Here is a 15,581-nt window from a genome sequence, read left to right as displayed (position 1 = left end):
ATGCGCCAGCCGATCGCGATCGGGGTCGATCTGGGCGGCACGAAGATCGAGGCCGTCGTGCTCCGCGGGGCGGAGAAAGAGGCGCCGTCCGTGGATCTCCGCCGCCGCATCCCCACGCCGCGCGAGCGTGGTTACGAGGGCATCCTCGATGCGGTCGCGACGCTCGTGCGCGACGTCGCCTCGGAGGCGGGCCTCGACGCGAAGACGATCCCGCTCGGCGTGGGCATGCCGGGCGGCGTGACGCGGGCGGGCCTCGTGAAAAACTCGAACACGACCTGCCTCAACGGCCGCCCTTTCCGCACGGATCTCGAGCGCCTGCTCGATCGATCCATCGCCTTCGACAACGACGCGAACTGCTTCGCGCTCGCCGAGGCGCGGCTCGGCGCGGCCTCGGCGCACGTGGGCGGCGTCGTCTTCGGCGTGATCCTCGGGACCGGCGTCGGCGGCGCCCTCGTCCTCCGCGGGCAGGTTTGGCCGGGCGAACACGGCATCGCCGGCGAGTGGGGCCACCACGCCGTGTTCCCCGACCGCGGGCCCGTCTGTTACTGCGGGCATCGCGGCTGCCTGGAGCTTTTCGCGAGCGGACCCGCCGTCGAGGCGGACTTCGCGCGCCGCGCGGGCCGCTCGCTCTCGGCCTCCGAGATCGCCGCGCGCCGCGCCGAAGATCCTCATGCCGCGGCCGCGATCGACGGTTTCCTGGACGCGTTCGCCCGCGGCCTCGCCAACGTGATCGACATCGTCGACCCGACCGCGATCGTGCTCGGCGGCGGTCTTTCGAACCTGAACCTTCTCTACGACGAGGGCCGTGATCGCGTGGCCGCGCTCGTCTTCAACGACGAGCTCCGCACGCCGATCCTGAAGAACGCGCTCGGCGACAGCGCGGGCGTGATCGGCGCGGCGCTCCTTGCGATCTAGGCGAAGCGCGACGCTTCCGTGGGCTTGACGCCGAGCGCTTCGAGCGCGGAGGCGAGCTTCGATCGGTGGATCGACACGACGGTCGGCATGCCGCCGGAGATCCCGAACTTCTCCAGGAAATTGATGCCGCTGTCGAACGCGGCCGCGAACGTGACGTTGTCCCCGTCGATCACGGCCGACACGCTCGCTCGCTCCTGACCCACGAGCAGCAGAAGAGTCTTATCGTAGGGACCTCTCCGCGTCGTCGCGTCGACGAGCACGATGCTCGGCTCGATCCGTTCGAACGCCTTCGCGAGCCTTCGCGACTCGGCTTCGAGCGGCGCGAGCTCCGCGCCGGCGGCGTCGATCGGCTGCCAGAGCGAGGTATCCGAGAGCCCCGTCGAGAGGTGCCGCACGATGAGCCCGAAAAGCGCGTGATCCCGCGGCCGCGCGCGGAGCGCCCGATCGATGCGCTGTGCGATCGGGCCCGGCGTGCCGATCCGCGTGTCGATCGCCCGCGCGTCCGCGTCGCAGCCCGGATACGGCTCCTCGCCGCCGCGCAGCCACTTGGCGCCGCTCGCCAGGCCGTCGAAATCCACGTGGCAGACGAGCGTGTCGATGCGGCCGGCGCGCGCGACGATCTCGGGCGTGATCATCTCCGGACAGGCGCCGTGCTCGGCCTTCGTGGAGAGCACGAATCGAGCGTCCTCGGCATAACGCGCGTGGTGCAAGCTGTCGTGGTGATCGACCCAGGCACGGAGCCGCGATCCGAGCGCCTCGATGAAGGGCAACGTCACCGTTTCGAAGCTCTTGCCCCCCGCCTCCGAGGCGAAGGCGATGTCCAGGACCACCACATTTCCGCGGAGATCCTTGGGTTTGGGCAGCTTCCGTGGGGAAGCGAACGAAAGCTCGACGGATTGCATCATCCTTCGCTCGGTTGCGTCCTTCGTGTCATTCCCTGCATCCGACTTGGATAAACTCGCTCTGGGGAGACGGACATGAAGCGCGGATTCTTAGCATGCGGCGGGGCTCTCGTCGGTCTCTGGCTCCTCGCCGGGCTCGGCGGCGCGCCCGCGGCTCACGCGGACGAGGCGCAGGCTTCGGCGGAACCCACGGTCACGGCGCCCACCTGCTCGATCAAAGGCACCTACCCTCCCTCCAAGAACACCAAGCTCTTCGACGCGCCGAGCGGCGGCAACCTCATCGCCACGCTGACCGGCGCGTACATCCCGATGACGCTCAGCGAGATCCCGTTCGACCCCGCGGCGGGTCGAGCGCGGCTCGTGACCTCGGCGGGCAGCGGCGCGTTGCGGCTCGAAGGGTACGCCGCGCCCGCGGACATCTCGCTCTTCACGACGCGCGACATCTCGGTCTACGGCGGCCATGTCTGGATCGCGAGCGCGCAGAAGGTGAAGCTCGTCAAGGCCAGCCAGAACTCGCTCACCGTGGAGATCCCGGTCGGCGGCACGCTGAACCAGACCGTACGCGCGACGGCGCCGTGTGACGCGTTCGCGCTCGCGAAGGGCACGGTGACGCCGTTCGAGGTCCCGGGCAACGGCCGCGGGTACATGACGAAAAAGCAGAAGGTCGAGCTCTTCGACAAGCCGAACGGCGACGTGGTCCTCTCGCTCGACATGATGGAGGGCGCGGGGCAGCTCTTCTGGAGCACGGAGATGAAGCTCGGCTTCGTGCACGTGATGTCGCGCAGCGATCTCACCATCGACGCGTGGGCGCGCCTGCGTGATCTCGAGCCTCTGAAGAAGGGCGAAATGATGGACCAGTACGTGCCGCCCACGACGCAGATCGCCGGCGCGCAGCTCACGTTCGACAAGCCCCCGCCGCTCGTGCGTACCACGAAGGAGATCCCGATCCGCGCGAAGCGCGACGACAAGGCGAAGCCGATCGGCGTGATCGAGGCGGACGCCGAGGTCTACGTGCTCGAGACCGTCGCGGGCTGGACGAACGTCCTGCCGAAGCACCTCGGGATCGTCCCGCCGGACGACGGAGGCTTCTGGATCCCGTCGAGCGAAGTGCCGAAATAACCTCGGCCGTTGCAGCGCTGGCCCCATCACGGCAAGGATGCGGGCCATGCGGCTCCGCACTGCGCTCCCCGCCCTCGCCACCCTCGCCACCGGCACGTTCGTCCTCGCGACGTCCGAGGCCGCGCCCGATTCGACGAGCTCCAAGGATTCGATCGTCGCTCCGGCCGTCGCCGGCCAGCAGGCGCTCGCCGTGCGCGCGTCGAAGGCAGGCATCGTCGCGCGCGTCTGCGCGAAGGAATCCGACTGCAACGCCGAGTCGGGCACGACGATCGAGCTTCCCGCGGGGGCGCTCGATCTCGTCGCGAAGGGCGCGAAGCTCGAAACGAGGACGCTCGTGGGCGGAAGGCAGGTCGTGCGTGTCGTCGCCGGCGGAGGCACGGGCGGCGCGAGCTTCGTGGCGCTGCTCGCGGCGCCGCTCGCGGGCAAAGGCGACGCGCCGATCACGCTCTGGACCGGCTTCACGGGCCTCGCGAAGGGCGAACACGGCGAGGAGCGCGCGACCGTGCTGGTCGAGGAGCCGCTGGAGAAAGGCGTGCGGATCGTGGTGGGCGAGCAGCGCGACGACGTCACGGTGTGCGGCAGGCCCGCGCTCGTCTCGGCGCGCGAGGTCGATCCGCAGACGATGACGCTGAAGCGCGGCGCGAGCGTGCAGAGCCTCTCCGGCAAGGAGCGCGCCGAGGCGACGAAGCTCGCGGCGACCCTGGTTTCGGGCGACAAACCGCGGCCGCTCGTGCCGGTGCTCGTGGCGCGGACGGCGTCGAGCGCGGTCGGAAAAGCGTTCGCGACGCTCACGGACGGGGATCCGGAGACGACGTGGTCCGAGGCGAAGACGGGGCCGGGGCGCGGGGAGTTCGTGACGTTCTCGTCGGCGAGCGAGGTGCCGATCACGTCGCTCGACATCGTCGTGCGCCCGCCCAAGGCCGACGTGCCCCAAGGCGCCGCGCCGAAGACGATCTACCTCGCCACACCGGAAAAACTCTACGAGGTGAGCTTCCCGGAGGACGCCTTCAAGAAGGCAGGCGCGCGGTACGAGGTGAAGCTCCCCGAGCCGATCGCGTCCACATGCCTGTCGCTCGTGCTCGATGCGGCGTACGCGCCAGAGAGCGCGGCGGACGCGCGCGTGACGATCGCCGAGATCACGGCGCGCACCGCGTTCGACGAGAGCTCGCCCGAGGCGCTCGTGGGCGCGCTCGCGGGCGGGAGCGAGCGATCGAAGGGCGCGGCGGCGCTGCTCGCGCGAGGCGGGAGCGCCGCGGTGAAGGCGACGATCCAGGGGTACGACAAGCTCGACGACGCCGGCAAGAAGCTCGCCGAGGGCGTGATCGACGCGGCCCCGTGCGCCGACCAGGCGCCGTTCTGGACACGCGTGATGCAAGCCGAGCTCGAAAAAAAGGGCCCGAAGCGCGCCCCCGAGGAGCCGGTGCTCGTGCATGCGCGTGATCGCTTGCGCCGCTGCGGGCGCGCGTCCGCGGCCTCGCTCGCCGAGCTCGTGGTGAAGGGCGAAGGCAAGGTCCGGATCGAGGCCGCGGCCGAGCTCTCGCTCATCGCGCCCGCCGAGTCGATCCCCGTCCTCGTCGACGCGCTCGCGACCCAGGACGACGCGCTCCGGCGTGAGCTCCGCGGCTCGCTCGCGCATGCGGCGAAGAGTGATCGCGCGGTCGCGGCGCTCGGCGCGGAGCTCGAAAAGGAGAGGTTCGCGGGGCGCAGCGAGGTCGTGCGGATCGATCTGCTCCGGGCGCTCGGGTCGCGCATCGATCTCGTGCCGGGCGCGCGAGATGCGTTCGCCTCGCTCGCGACGGAAGGCGCTCCGTTCCGGACGCGTTACCTCCTGCTCGGCCCCGCGGCCGATCTCGCGCGCGCCGGAGACAAGCACGCCGAGGCGTTCCTCGTGACCGCGTTGCGCAAGGATCCCGATCGGCACGTGCGTCTGCGCGCCGCCGAGGTCGCCTACCGCGCGCCGCAGCTCCTGCCCCTGCTCCTCGAAGCGGCCGAGGATCCCGAGGTGCGCGTGCGCGACGCCGCGATCCTTTCGCTCGGCACGCGTGGCCGAACCGACGAGGCGCCGCCCGCGACGATCGTGACCGCGCTGGGCAAACGCCTCGCGCAGGATCCGTTCACGTTCGTACGGACGAACGCGGCGCGGAGCCTCGGCGAGATGCCGAGCACGAAGGCGGGGGACGCGGCGCTCGCGGCGGCGCTCGGCGACGCCTCGCCGGAGGTCCGCGGCCGCGCGCTCGACGGCCTCGGCGCGCACCAGGCGACGGCCTACCTCGGCCCGATCCGCGAGCTCGCCGGGAACGACGAGGAGCAGGCCGAGGTGCGCACGCGGGCGATCCTCGCGCTCGCGGCGATGTGTGATCGTTCGCAGGTGGACACGTGGACGAAGCTCGCGCGAAGCACACCGTTCGCCATGAGCGAAAGGGAGCGCACCCTCGGCGCGGCGGCGATCGCAGCGCTCGGGGACATAAAACCGCAGGATCTCCGCGCGAGGCTCGCGCCGCTGCTCGATCCGAAGGTCCCGCGCAACGTGCGCGAACTCGCGCGGGCGGCCCTCGAAGCAACGTCCAAGTGCAAGTGATCGCTGCTTTTTCAGGTGTCCTAAGCCCGGGACGGAGGCCCCGCCGCTGGCCACGCACCGCGCGGTAGCGGCGACCGTTCGATCCGTGTAATTTCAGGGGAGGCAGGGAGCGGAGGAACCAAGGCCCAAGTGAGTAACCCCGCCGAGAACATCAAGCCCGGCACCGTGATCGCCGATCGGTACCGCGTCGTGCGTCAGCTCGGGCGCGGCGGCATGGGCTCGGTGTTCCTCGTCGAGCACGTCCACACGGACGAACAGCTCGCCCTCAAGATCCTGCACTCGGCCGTGATCTCGGACGCCGTGGCGCTCGAGCGCTTCCGCCGCGAGGCGCGCACGCCGGCGCGGATCAACAGCGATCACGTGGTCCGCGTGACCGACGCGGACATCGCGGCGAACCTGAACGGCGCGCCCTTCCTCGTGATGGAGTACCTGCGCGGCGAGGACCTCGATCAGCGGATCGAGCGCCTCGGGCCGCTGCCGCCGACCGACGTGGTCCTCTACCTCCGCCAGGCGGCGCGCGCGCTCGACAAGGCCCACGCCCTCGGCATCGTCCACCGCGATCTCAAGCCCGAGAACCTGTTTCTCACGACGCGCGAGGACGGCACGCCGTGCATCAAGATCCTCGACTTCGGCATCGCCAAGCTCACGGGCGAGGCCTCGCGCGAGCTCGTCCGCGCGGCCGCGACCACGACGGGCCAGATCTTCGGAACGCCGCTCTTCATGTCGCCCGAGCAGGCGAAGGGCGAGTCGTCGAAGATTTGTGGTCAAACGGATGTCTGGGCCCTCGGGCTCATCGCGCACCGCCTCCTCACGGGCCGCGACATCTGGACGGCCGAGACGATCACCCACCTGATCGCGCAGATCGCGTACGAGCCCATGCCCGTGCCGAGCGAGCACGGCGCGCCCTTCGGCCACGACTACGACGACTGGTTCGCCGTGTGCTGCGCGCGCGACGTGAAGAAGCGCTACGCCTCGGCGGGCGAGGCGGTCACCGCGCTCGCGAAGTCGCTCGGCGTGATCGAGACGTTTCCCGGCCCGGGGAGCGGGCCGGATCGGATCACCGGCCGCTTCATCATCGACTCGAAGCTCCTCACGCCGCCCGCGTCCGCCGCGGCCACGACGCTCAGCGCCTCGCAGCTCACCCTGCTCGGTGAGCCTCCGCCGACCGATCCCGGGCCGCCGCCGACCCTCACGCCGCAGGAGACGCAACGCAAGAGCTCCGCAGGCCCGCTGACGCTCACCGGCATGAAGCTCGGCACCGCGCCGTCCCGGAAGAGCAGGGTGCTCCGCGCCGCGGCCGTCGCGCTGCTCGTCGGCGCGTCGCTCGGGGGCGCGGTGCTCTGGTTCCTGCGTCCTCCATCCGTGAGCGTGGACGATCCGAACATGCGGCCCGCGTCGCCCGACGTGAGGACGAACGCGTCCGCGTACCCGCCCACGGTCGTGCCGATGAACGACACGCAGCACACCGTCATGAACCCGACGCCTTCGCCTTCGTCGGCGAACACGCAGATCGCGGACGCGGGTGTGGGGGACGCGGCGCCCACGACGACCGCAAAGCCGCCGTTTTCCCACCCCTCCACGACGACGACCTATCCGTACAAGGGCACCGTGGGGCCGCGCAACAACAAGACGTTCGATCCGCTGTCGGGCCGGCACTGAAGCACCCCCCTGCCGTTTCTTCGGCTTCCCCGGGGAGCTGGGGTATAGGGTACGCTGAAGTGCGAACGATGCTGCTCCTTTGGGGGCGGTCTTCTCGGATGGAACACTCTCGCATGCAGGGCCCTCTGCCTGGTCGGACAACGCCACGCGCGTCACGAGCGCGCGGTGCCGCTCTGCGCGGGGGCTCGGCCGTCGCCCTCGGCCTCGTGCTCGTGCTCGCTTCGCCCGTCGCGCGGGCGAACGATCCGGCCGCCGCCGACGCCTTGTTCCAGGCGGCGAAGAAGCTCATGAGCGAGAAGAACTTCGCCGAAGCGTGTCCGAAGTTCGACGCGAGCTACAAGCTCGACCCGACGCTCGGCACGCTGCTCAACCTCGCCGACTGTTACGAGAAGCTCGGCCGCACCGCGACGGCGTGGTCGACGTGGGGCGAGGCCATGGAGAAGGCGCTGCGCGACGGGGACAAACGCGCCGACTTCGCCCGCAGCCGCCGCGACGCGCTCTTCCCGAAGCTGCCGAAGGTCGTCATCAACGTCCAGAACGAGGTCCCGGGCGTCGACATCCTCTGGGATCAGGTCAAGCTCGCGCCCGCGGTCTTCGGCGTGGAGCTGCCCGCGGATCCGGCCGAGCACGACCTACTCGTCCTGCGTGACGACGGCATGAAGCTCAAGGAAGAGCGCGTCCGCATCACGAAGGAAGGCGACCGCACCGAGATCACGCTCGACATCGAGGCGCTCGACAAGGCGAAGCCGCGCGAGGTGAAGGTCGTCCCGCCGCCGCCTCCGCCTCCGCCGGGATCGAGCAAGCAGCGCCTCGCGGGGTTCGTCGTCGGCGGGTTCGGCGCCGCGGGGCTCATCGCCGCGGGCGCGCTCGAGGGCGTGGCGCTCGCCAAGCGTGGCGCCGCGAGCGACAGGTCGGCCTGCGTGGACAAGTTCTGCACGCCCGACGGTCTCGCTGCGATCTCCTCGGCGCAGGCGTTCGCCGAAGCCGGTCAGTGGATCGGCCTCGGCGGCATCGTCGCTGCGGCCGTCGGCGTGACGCTCCTCCTCACGGCGCCCCCGGCGGCACCGTCGCCTCGCCCCGCGACGGGCGTCGTCGTTCCGCGCCCGATGTGGGTGGCCCCGTGGGCCGGGCCGAACGGCGGCGGGCTCGTCGTGGGGGGCGCGTTGTGAAGCGACCCCTCGGCACGAGGATCGCCGCGCTCATCGTCGCGTTTGGCCTCGCCGGCGGGTGCGCGACCGTGCTCGATCTCGAGGGCTACCAGGACGCCGCCGCGGCGCTCTGCACGTGCCCCGGCTTCGAGCTCGTCGAAGCGTGCGCGACGCGCGCGCAGGCGCGCATCTCGGCCGCGTCGGAGGCGGAGCGCACGGCCTTCCTCGACACGTTCCAGAAGAAGCAGTGCGGCACGATCTGCGAGCACGCGGCCGAGTGTTACGCCGCGATCCCCGGCTGCAAAGGCGAGAAGTCCGGGTGCGAGTGCTGTCCGTGGAACGACTCGGTGCTCATGTGCTCGACGTCGGACACCTGCCAGACGTGCCGCACGTGCTTCGAGATCGCCACCGTGCAGGGCGACGGCACGACCTACGACTGCGCGTTCGGCCGGGGGCGGCTCAAGGAGCTTCGTGACTGCGCGTGCTCCTTGTGCACCGACGACTGCACCGGCTTCTGCCAGAACATCGAGCTGCTCACGGCCGATCCGCAGGACACGTGTCACTCGTGCCTCGAGCAGAGCTGCAAGCCGACGCTCGACGCGTGCTTCGGTGACAAACCCTAGGGGGACTCGAACGTGCATGCCGGAGCGTCGCGTCACGAACCTTCGCCCTCTCGAAGCGCCATGATCCGGCCTCGCCGCGTGCTCGGCATCCTCCTCGCGGCGCTCTTCTCCTTCGGCGCCGCGAGTTGCCTCGGCGTCCTCGACCTCGACGGCTACGCCTCCGCGCCCGAGGCGCTCTGCGATCTGCTCGAGCGTTGTTACGGCGACGCGGGCTTCGCCAAGTGCGAGGGCCACGTGAGCTCGCAGCTCGCGGTGGCGACCGCTGAGGGCAAGGCGCTCTTCCTCGATGGGCTCTCCAATTGCCTCGCGGATTGCAAGAGCGCGCGCCGTTGCCTCGACGTGCCCCCGATCTGCCGGAGCGCCCGGCAGAGCTGCACGACGAACGAGCAGTGCTGCGGCTTCTCGGGCGGATCCGCCGTCTGCAGCCGGCAGAGCTGCTGCGTGACGACCGGCTCGTCGTGCAAGTCCGACGTCGACTGCTGCACCGGCAAATGTGAAGGCGATCCGCCGAGCTGCGGCGGCACCCCGTGCGTCGCGCCCGGAGAGCCCTGCGCCGAGAGCTTCGAATGTTGCAGCGGCGTCTGCCTCGCCTCGGGCGTGTGCAGCGAGGACACCTGCTTGCCCGACGGCTTCAACTGCATGGGCGACGTCGACTGTTGCTCGGGCCTCTGCACCGAGGGCACGTGCACGCAGCCCAAGTGCACGCCGGACGACGAGCCTTGCCTCGCGGACGCGGACTGCTGCAACGCTGCCGGCTGCGACGAGACGCTCGGGATCTGCGGCAGCGCGGGCTGCTTGCCGCTCTCCGCGCCTTGCTCGCCCACGGGACCCGATCCGTGCTGCGGCGACCTCTTCTGCAAGCCCGGCATCGAGCGCTGCGTCGAGCCCTCGGCGTGCACCGAGACCGGCCAGCAGTGCGACTTCGACGACGAGTGCTGCACCCTCAACTGCCAGGGCACGTGCCAATGCGCGAACGACGGCGAGGGGTGCTACGAGAGCTACACCTGCTGCAGCGGCTCGTGTATCAACGGCCAGTGCGGGCAGTGCAGGCAGGAGGGCAGCTTCTGCTCGAAGGCCACCGACTGCTGCGCGGGCATCTGCAGGGCGGGGTCCTGCTGCAAGAACGCCGGCTGCAACCACGGCATCTGCCAGGCGGGCGAAGCCCTGAGCCCGACGAGCTGCAACGAGAGCGCGGTCGAGATCCAGTGCATCGAGGCGATCTGCGCCAACGACCCCTATTGCTGCTGCGATACCTGGGACGACAACTGCGTCGGGCAAGTCGCCGCCGTGTGTGGTCTTTCGTGCCCCGCGGGGCCCTGAGTTTTTCCCGTCTCGGGCCGCGCCGCTTTCGTCTTTTCGGCTCCGTGGCCTGGTGCTACGCCCTCGCCGTCATGGGCCCTTTCCGCACCCACCTCCGCCTCGCATGACGAAGACCGGCTGGACGATGCGCCTCGGGGAGGCGTGCGTGCTCGCGCTCGCGGTCGCGGCTTTTTCGGCCGTGCCCACCGCGCTCCGGACGAGCGGCGCGGGCGGGGCGCTCCTCGACGGCTTGCTCGTGGGTACGGCGGCGCTCTTGCCCCTCGTCACGCTCTCCATCGTGCTCCTGCGCGCCGCGGGGCGTGGCCTCCGGGGCGTGCTCGGCGCGGGCGCCGGGCCCACGGCGGCGCTCGGGATCGCGCTCTGGATCGGCCTCGCGCTTCCAGCGCTCGCGGTCCTCGCGGGCCTGCTCAAGGCCCTCACGCATCATCGCGGCCTCGGCGGCGCGACGTTCGGCGTGCTAGGCGCGTTCGTCGTGGTCGCCTGCGCGCTCGTCGCGCGCCGCATGGTCGAGATCGGCCAGGGGCTCGTCGCGCGCGGCGTTCGCCCGCTCCACGTCGCGGCGGGCGGCGCTGTCGTCTCGGTCCTGCCGCTGCTCGTCGTCGCGGCATGGCTCCATCGCGCGTCGGGCGGCGCGGGCGCCTCGTCCGTCGGCGCGGCGCTCGTCGACCTCGCGATCGCCGTCCTCGCGACCGCGCTCGTCGCCTCGATCGAGCTCAGTGACAAACTCCTCAAGCTCGCCTCCGCGTTGGGTGTTCCCTTCGCGGCGGTGCTCATGATCGCGGCCTCGGCGCGGCTCGAATCGTCGCCGCCGCTCGGTCGTGCGGTGCAGGCGGGCGGGGGCCTCGCGGCGATGATGGTCTCGGCCCTCGAGCGCTGGACCGATCGCGACGGCGACGGCATGGGCGCGCATTTCGGCGGCGGCGATTGCGACGAAGGGGATCCGCGGCGCCACCCCGGCGCCGAGGACGTGCCCGGCGACGGCATCGATCAGGACTGCAGCGGCGCCGACACGCCGCGCCCCGAGGCGCCGGCGAAAGCCCCGGCAGCCGCGCCCGGCTCCGCGCCGCCTCCGTCATCGGGCACGCCTGCGCCGGCCCCGTCCGCGCCCGAGCCTGCGGGCAAGGCCCTCGATCCTTCGCGCCCGGACATCCTGCTCATCACGCTCGACACTGTGCGCGCCGATCATACGAGCGCGTACGGTTACGACCAGAAGACCACGCCGCACCTCGAAGAGCTCGCCGCACGTGGCGTCGTCTTCGAGCACGCGTATGCCACGGGCAGCGACACGCAGCGCGCCCTCGCGCCGCTCGTCTCGGGCAAACCCCTCTCGCAGACCCCGCACAATCGGCGCGAGTGGCCCACGCTCGCGGACGAGATCGACACTGTCGCCGAGCGCATGAAGCGAGCCGGTTATGCGACGGCCGCGGTCGTCTCGTTCACGTGGCTCAGCGAGGATCGTGGCTTCGCGCAGGGCTTCGATCGGTTCGAGCCCGTCTACCGCGAGGAGCACCCCGAGCGCAGCGTCACGGGCGCCCTCGCCACGCGCGCGGCCCTCTCCGTCCTCGAGGACCTCGGCAAGAAGGACGCGCCGATCTTCCTCTGGATCCACCTCTTCGACGCGCACGAGCGTTACCTCGAGCACGCGGGCCTGCGCTTCGGCCGCGGCCAACCGGGCCTCTACGACGGCGAAATTGCCTTCGTCGACAAGCAGATCGGGCAGATCGCGGCGTTCGTGTCGAAGTGGAGCCGCGCCTCCCGCGTCGCGTGGATCGTCCACGGCTCCCATGGCGAGGGCTTCGGCGAACACGGCGACAAGGGGCACGGCTCGTCGCTTTACGAAGAGATGATCCGCGTGCCCCTCGTCGTCGCCCTGCCCGGCGGACGTCCGGGACGATACGGCGACGGCGCGGTCAGCACGCTCGATGTCGCTCCCACGGTGCTCGCCCTCGCGAGCGCGCCGCTCGACGGCGTCTCGGGCGTCTCGCTCCTGCCGCATGCGCGCCTCGAACCGACCGCGCCGCGTCATCCTCCCGTGCTCGCGTATGCCTCGAAGCGGGTCGCCTTGATCGATTGGCCGCTCAAGCTCATGGTGATCGAGCGCAAGAAGCAGAACCGCAACTTCCTCTTCGATCTCGGGGCCGACCCGCGCGAGACGAAAGACCTCTCGGAAGACCGTCCGGACGATGTGGCCCGGCTCGTGAAGCTCGCCGCCGAGATTGCACCATCACCCTAGCGAGGCGCGTCGAACCGTCATGCCCGCAGAAACCTCGTCCCCGCCGCCTGCCCCTGCCCCGGAGCCGACCCCACGCGGATCACGCACGGTTCATGCCGTCGTCGGCGCGAGCGTGCTCGCCTGCGTCGTCGCTTCCGCCGTGGGCATCGTCAAGTTCGCCGCGAAGCAGGATCTGCCGCTCTCGCTCGCGCTCGGCGCGATCCGCGGCGTCGTCCCGCGCAAGCCCACCCACGAGTGGCGCCTCGTCGGGGGCAAGCACTGGCAGATCATCGCGTCGTCCTCCGAGCCGACCGAGACCACGGACATGCTCGAGGCGAACCGCGGCGCCTGTCCGGGCGGCATGGTCGAGGTGAAGGGCACGATGAAGGTCGACCCCTCGGCCACGGCCGCCTACGACGGCAAATCGGTCGAGGAGCTGCAGAAGAAGACCTGCACGAAGTGGATCAACCGCGACTACCCCGAGCGCTGCGCCGAGTTCGACCGGGACCAGTGGCTCGCGCTCTCGAAGGAGCTGCCCACGAAGCCCATGCACTTCTGCATGGATCGCTTCGAGTACCCGAACCGCAAGGGTGACTATCCGGTCATCATGGTGAACTTCCACGAGGCGACCGAGCTCTGCGCCGAGCAGGGCAAGCGCCTCTGTGACGAGAACGAGTGGACGTTCGCCTGCGAGGGCGAGGAGGCGCAGCCCTATCCGTACGGCTACGTGCGCGACACCGAGGCGTGCGTCATCGACAACAAGTGGCGCCCCTACAACGAGCGCGCCATGCAGCCTCGCGACGGCCTCGCTGCCATGAACGAGCTCGACCGCCTCTGGCAGGGCGTCCCTTCGGGCTCGCGCCCGCGCTGCAAGAGCCCGTTCGGCATCTACGACATGACGGGCAACGTCGACGAGTGGACCAAGAACGTCCGGAGCTGGGAGGCCCACGCCTCCATCCTGAAGGGCGGCTACTGGGGCCCGGTGCGCACGCGCTGCCGGCCCTCCACGCGCTCGCATGACGAGAACCACACGTTCTACCAGCAGGGCTTCCGCTGCTGCGCCGCCGTCGGGACCACCCTCGAGGCGAAGAGCTTCAATGCCGATCCTGCGGTCGCGCCCCTGCCGCGGGAGCTCAAGTAGCCGCGGGACCTGCCGCGCCGCCCGCTCTGCCCTATCCTCGACCTCGTGACGACTTCCTCCGCGCCCCCGCCTCCTTCGCCCGAAGGCCGTGCTCCCGAGGGACAGGGCTCCGCGTCGCGCCCGGGGCGCTGGATCGACACGCTCACCACGCTCCTCCTCGTCGCGACCGCTTGCTTCGTCGCCGTCTCCGCGACGCCTGCGCTCCTTCGCGCCACCGGCCTCGCGCCGTTCGGCCCTTCGGGCTCTTTCCGCTCGCCCCTCGGAGGACCCGCGGCCGATCCGCACCCGATCGGGGCTGGGCTCGCCGAGGACGACGAGGACGACGACGAGCATGGCAGCGAGCCGCTCCTCGGCCCGCGCTTCGACCCTTTCCGTGATGGACCACGCGCCTCGGCTCGGCCTTCGGATTCCGCGGAGCCCGACGAGGGGGCGCCGCGCGGCCGCATGCGACCTGCCGTCGTGCGCCGCAAGGCGACCTTGCGCCTCTCGGCCTCGGAGGACGCTGATCCGACGGGTGAGGTGAACGTCGGGGATTCGGTCTTCGTCGTCCGCGAGCAGGGCGAGTGGGTCCTCGTCTTGCAAACCGGCGCCGACGGTGTGCTCATGGGATGGACGCAGAGGAGCCAGCTTGCGATTCGTTGATGATCCTCGGTTTTCCATGACGCGCGGCGCGAGAGGGGGGTGCGCATGAAGCGGGCATTTCGCGGCAGGGTCATGACCCCGTGTTCGGGCGGTGATGGCCTCCGGTTCCTCGACGACGGCGTCCTCGTGATCGGCGAAGACGGCCGCATCGAGGCCGTCGAACCTTGGTCGGGCGCGCCGAACGGCGCCCTCGTGCGCGACGTTCGTCCTTTCCTCCTCGTGCCCGGGTTCGTCGACGCGCACCTGCATTATCCGCAGACGCGCGTCATCGGCAGCGCCACGGGCCCGCTCTTGCCGTGGCTCGAACGCACCGTCTTCCCCGAGGAAGCGCGCTTCCTCGACGAGCGCCACGCCTCCGCCGTCGCCGCCGAGCTCACGCAGCGCCTCGCTGCGGCCGGCACCACCACGGCCGTCCTTTATTCGAGCTCGGATCCTCGGGCCACGCGTGTCCTCTTCGAGGCCCTCGCGCGGAGCGGCCATCGCGCCTTCGCGGGCCTGACCCTCATGGATCAGCATTGCCCCGAGCCCCTCCGCGTCGATGCGGATCACGCGCTCGCCGCCTGCGCCGAGCTCGTCCGCGCCTACCACGGCCACGATCGCGGCCGCCTCTCCTTCGTCCTCACCCCGCGCTTCGCGCCCACCTGCTCGCGCGCCTTGCTCGAAGGCGCCGGCCGGCTCGCCCGGGATCACGGCCTGTTCGTCCAGACGCACGTCTCCGAGAACCCCGACGAGTGCCGGGCGGCGCTCGCCGTGCACCCGTTCGCCACCGATTACCTCGACATCTACGACCGCACCGGCCTGCTCGGCGAGCGCACGCTCCTCGCGCACGCCATTCACCTCTCGCCGGACGAATGGGATCGTGTCCGCGACCGCGGCGCGCGCATCGCGCATTGCCCCGATTCGAACTTCTTCCTCGGCAGCGGCCGCATGCGCCTCGCCGAGGCGGCTGCCCGATCGATCCCCGTCGCCCTCGGCACGGACGTCGCCGCGGGCCGCACCTTCGACCTGCGGCGCATCATGTCCTCCACGTACGACAATGCGACGTGCATCGGCGATCCGATCACCCCCGAGGACCTCTTCCGACTCGGCACGCTCGGCGGCGCGGAGGCGCTCGGGCTCGCGCGCGAGACGGGCAGCCTGGAGGCGGGCAAGGACGCGGACTTCTGCGTGATCGAGCTCCCGGCCTACGTGCAGGAGCAAAGCGACGTGCTCTCGCGGATCGTGTTCAGCAGCGACACGACGCCCGTGCGGGAGACGTACGTGCGGGGCCGGCGTGTCGTGGGTGGGTGAGCGACGCTTCTAGAATGTAATCGCTGGAAAAA

General features: G+C 70.7%; 12 protein-coding genes. 11 read left to right on the top strand and 1 reads right to left on the bottom strand.

From position 1 onward, the window contains the following. On the top strand, positions 1 to 915 hold the full coding sequence (locus tag QHF84_RS14590) for an ROK family protein (RefSeq protein WP_281313890.1): 915 nt from the start codon (positions 1 to 3) through the stop codon (positions 913 to 915). Here the strand turns inward: QHF84_RS14590 and QHF84_RS14585 are convergent. After that, on the bottom strand, positions 912 to 1,820 hold the full coding sequence (locus QHF84_RS14585; protein WP_281313889.1) for a hypothetical protein: 909 nt from the start codon (positions 1,818 to 1,820) through the stop codon (positions 912 to 914). The two genes, QHF84_RS14590 and QHF84_RS14585, sit on opposite strands and share 4 nt — an antisense overlap. 72 nt (positions 1,821 to 1,892) lie before the next feature. Here QHF84_RS14585 and QHF84_RS14580 point away from each other — a divergent pair, with 72 nt between their 5' ends. The 10 genes from QHF84_RS14580 to guaD all read left to right on the top strand — a co-directional run bounded on the left by QHF84_RS14580 (position 1,893) and on the right by guaD (position 15,549). Further along, positions 1,893 to 2,936, top strand: a complete 1,044-nt coding sequence (locus QHF84_RS14580; RefSeq protein WP_281313888.1) for a hypothetical protein — start codon at positions 1,893 to 1,895, stop codon at positions 2,934 to 2,936. A gap of 46 nt (positions 2,937 to 2,982) precedes the next feature. Next, on the top strand, positions 2,983 to 5,514 hold the full coding sequence (locus QHF84_RS14575) for a HEAT repeat domain-containing protein (RefSeq protein ID WP_281313887.1): 2,532 nt from the start codon (positions 2,983 to 2,985) through the stop codon (positions 5,512 to 5,514). 129 nt (positions 5,515 to 5,643) lie between these two features. After that, the gene (locus QHF84_RS14570; RefSeq protein WP_281313886.1) at positions 5,644 to 7,173 is read left to right on the top strand and encodes a serine/threonine-protein kinase; all 1,530 of its coding nucleotides are present in this window, start codon (positions 5,644 to 5,646) and stop codon (positions 7,171 to 7,173) included. Between the two features lie 206 nt (positions 7,174 to 7,379). Further along, positions 7,380 to 8,342 (top strand): hypothetical protein, encoded by a 963-nt coding sequence (locus QHF84_RS14565; RefSeq protein WP_281313885.1) that lies wholly within the window; start codon positions 7,380 to 7,382, stop codon positions 8,340 to 8,342. Then, positions 8,339 to 8,944, top strand: coding sequence for a hypothetical protein (locus QHF84_RS14560; protein WP_281313884.1), 606 nt, complete (start codon positions 8,339 to 8,341; stop codon positions 8,942 to 8,944). The genes QHF84_RS14565 and QHF84_RS14560 overlap by 4 nt, the downstream gene beginning before the upstream one ends. A gap of 60 nt (positions 8,945 to 9,004) precedes the next feature. Then, the gene (locus QHF84_RS14555; protein WP_281313883.1) at positions 9,005 to 10,264 is read left to right on the top strand and encodes a hypothetical protein; all 1,260 of its coding nucleotides are present in this window, start codon (positions 9,005 to 9,007) and stop codon (positions 10,262 to 10,264) included. A 103-nt stretch (positions 10,265 to 10,367) separates the two neighbouring features. Further along, complete coding sequence (locus tag QHF84_RS14550; protein ID WP_281313882.1) at positions 10,368 to 12,497, top strand: sulfatase-like hydrolase/transferase; 2,130 nt, start codon at positions 10,368 to 10,370, stop codon at positions 12,495 to 12,497. A gap of 19 nt (positions 12,498 to 12,516) precedes the next feature. Continuing rightward, positions 12,517 to 13,617, top strand: coding sequence for an SUMF1/EgtB/PvdO family nonheme iron enzyme (locus tag QHF84_RS14545; RefSeq protein WP_281313881.1), 1,101 nt, complete (start codon positions 12,517 to 12,519; stop codon positions 13,615 to 13,617). 45 nt (positions 13,618 to 13,662) lie between these two features. Beyond that, complete coding sequence (locus QHF84_RS14540) at positions 13,663 to 14,259, top strand: hypothetical protein (RefSeq protein ID WP_281313880.1); 597 nt, start codon at positions 13,663 to 13,665, stop codon at positions 14,257 to 14,259. 45 nt (positions 14,260 to 14,304) lie between these two features. Then, positions 14,305 to 15,549, top strand: coding sequence for a guanine deaminase (gene guaD, locus QHF84_RS14535; RefSeq protein ID WP_281313879.1), 1,245 nt, complete (start codon positions 14,305 to 14,307; stop codon positions 15,547 to 15,549). The last annotated feature ends 32 nt before the right edge of the window (positions 15,550 to 15,581 follow it).

This window comes from Polyangium sp. y55x31, assembly GCF_029946505.1.
Lineage (GTDB): Bacteria > Myxococcota_A > Polyangia > Polyangiales > Polyangiaceae > Polyangium.
This window is presented reverse-complemented; position numbering and strand designations above follow the sequence as displayed.

What these genes read in the sequence shown, in the direction of transcription:
- QHF84_RS14590 (WP_281313890.1), top strand. Translation starts at nt 1, where the DNA reads ATGCGCCAGCCGATCGCGATCGGGGTCGATCTGGGCGGCACGAAGATC.
- QHF84_RS14585 (WP_281313889.1), bottom strand. Translation starts at nt 1,820, where the DNA reads ATGATGCAATCCGTCGAGCTTTCGTTCGCTTCCCCACGGAAGCTGCCC.
- QHF84_RS14580 (WP_281313888.1), top strand. Translation starts at nt 1,893, where the DNA reads ATGAAGCGCGGATTCTTAGCATGCGGCGGGGCTCTCGTCGGTCTCTGG.
- QHF84_RS14575 (WP_281313887.1), top strand. Translation starts at nt 2,983, where the DNA reads ATGCGGCTCCGCACTGCGCTCCCCGCCCTCGCCACCCTCGCCACCGGC.
- QHF84_RS14555 (WP_281313883.1), top strand. Translation starts at nt 9,005, where the DNA reads ATGATCCGGCCTCGCCGCGTGCTCGGCATCCTCCTCGCGGCGCTCTTC.
- QHF84_RS14550 (WP_281313882.1), top strand. Translation starts at nt 10,368, where the DNA reads ATGACGAAGACCGGCTGGACGATGCGCCTCGGGGAGGCGTGCGTGCTC.
- QHF84_RS14545 (WP_281313881.1), top strand. Translation starts at nt 12,517, where the DNA reads ATGCCCGCAGAAACCTCGTCCCCGCCGCCTGCCCCTGCCCCGGAGCCG.
- guaD (WP_281313879.1), top strand. Translation starts at nt 14,305, where the DNA reads ATGAAGCGGGCATTTCGCGGCAGGGTCATGACCCCGTGTTCGGGCGGT.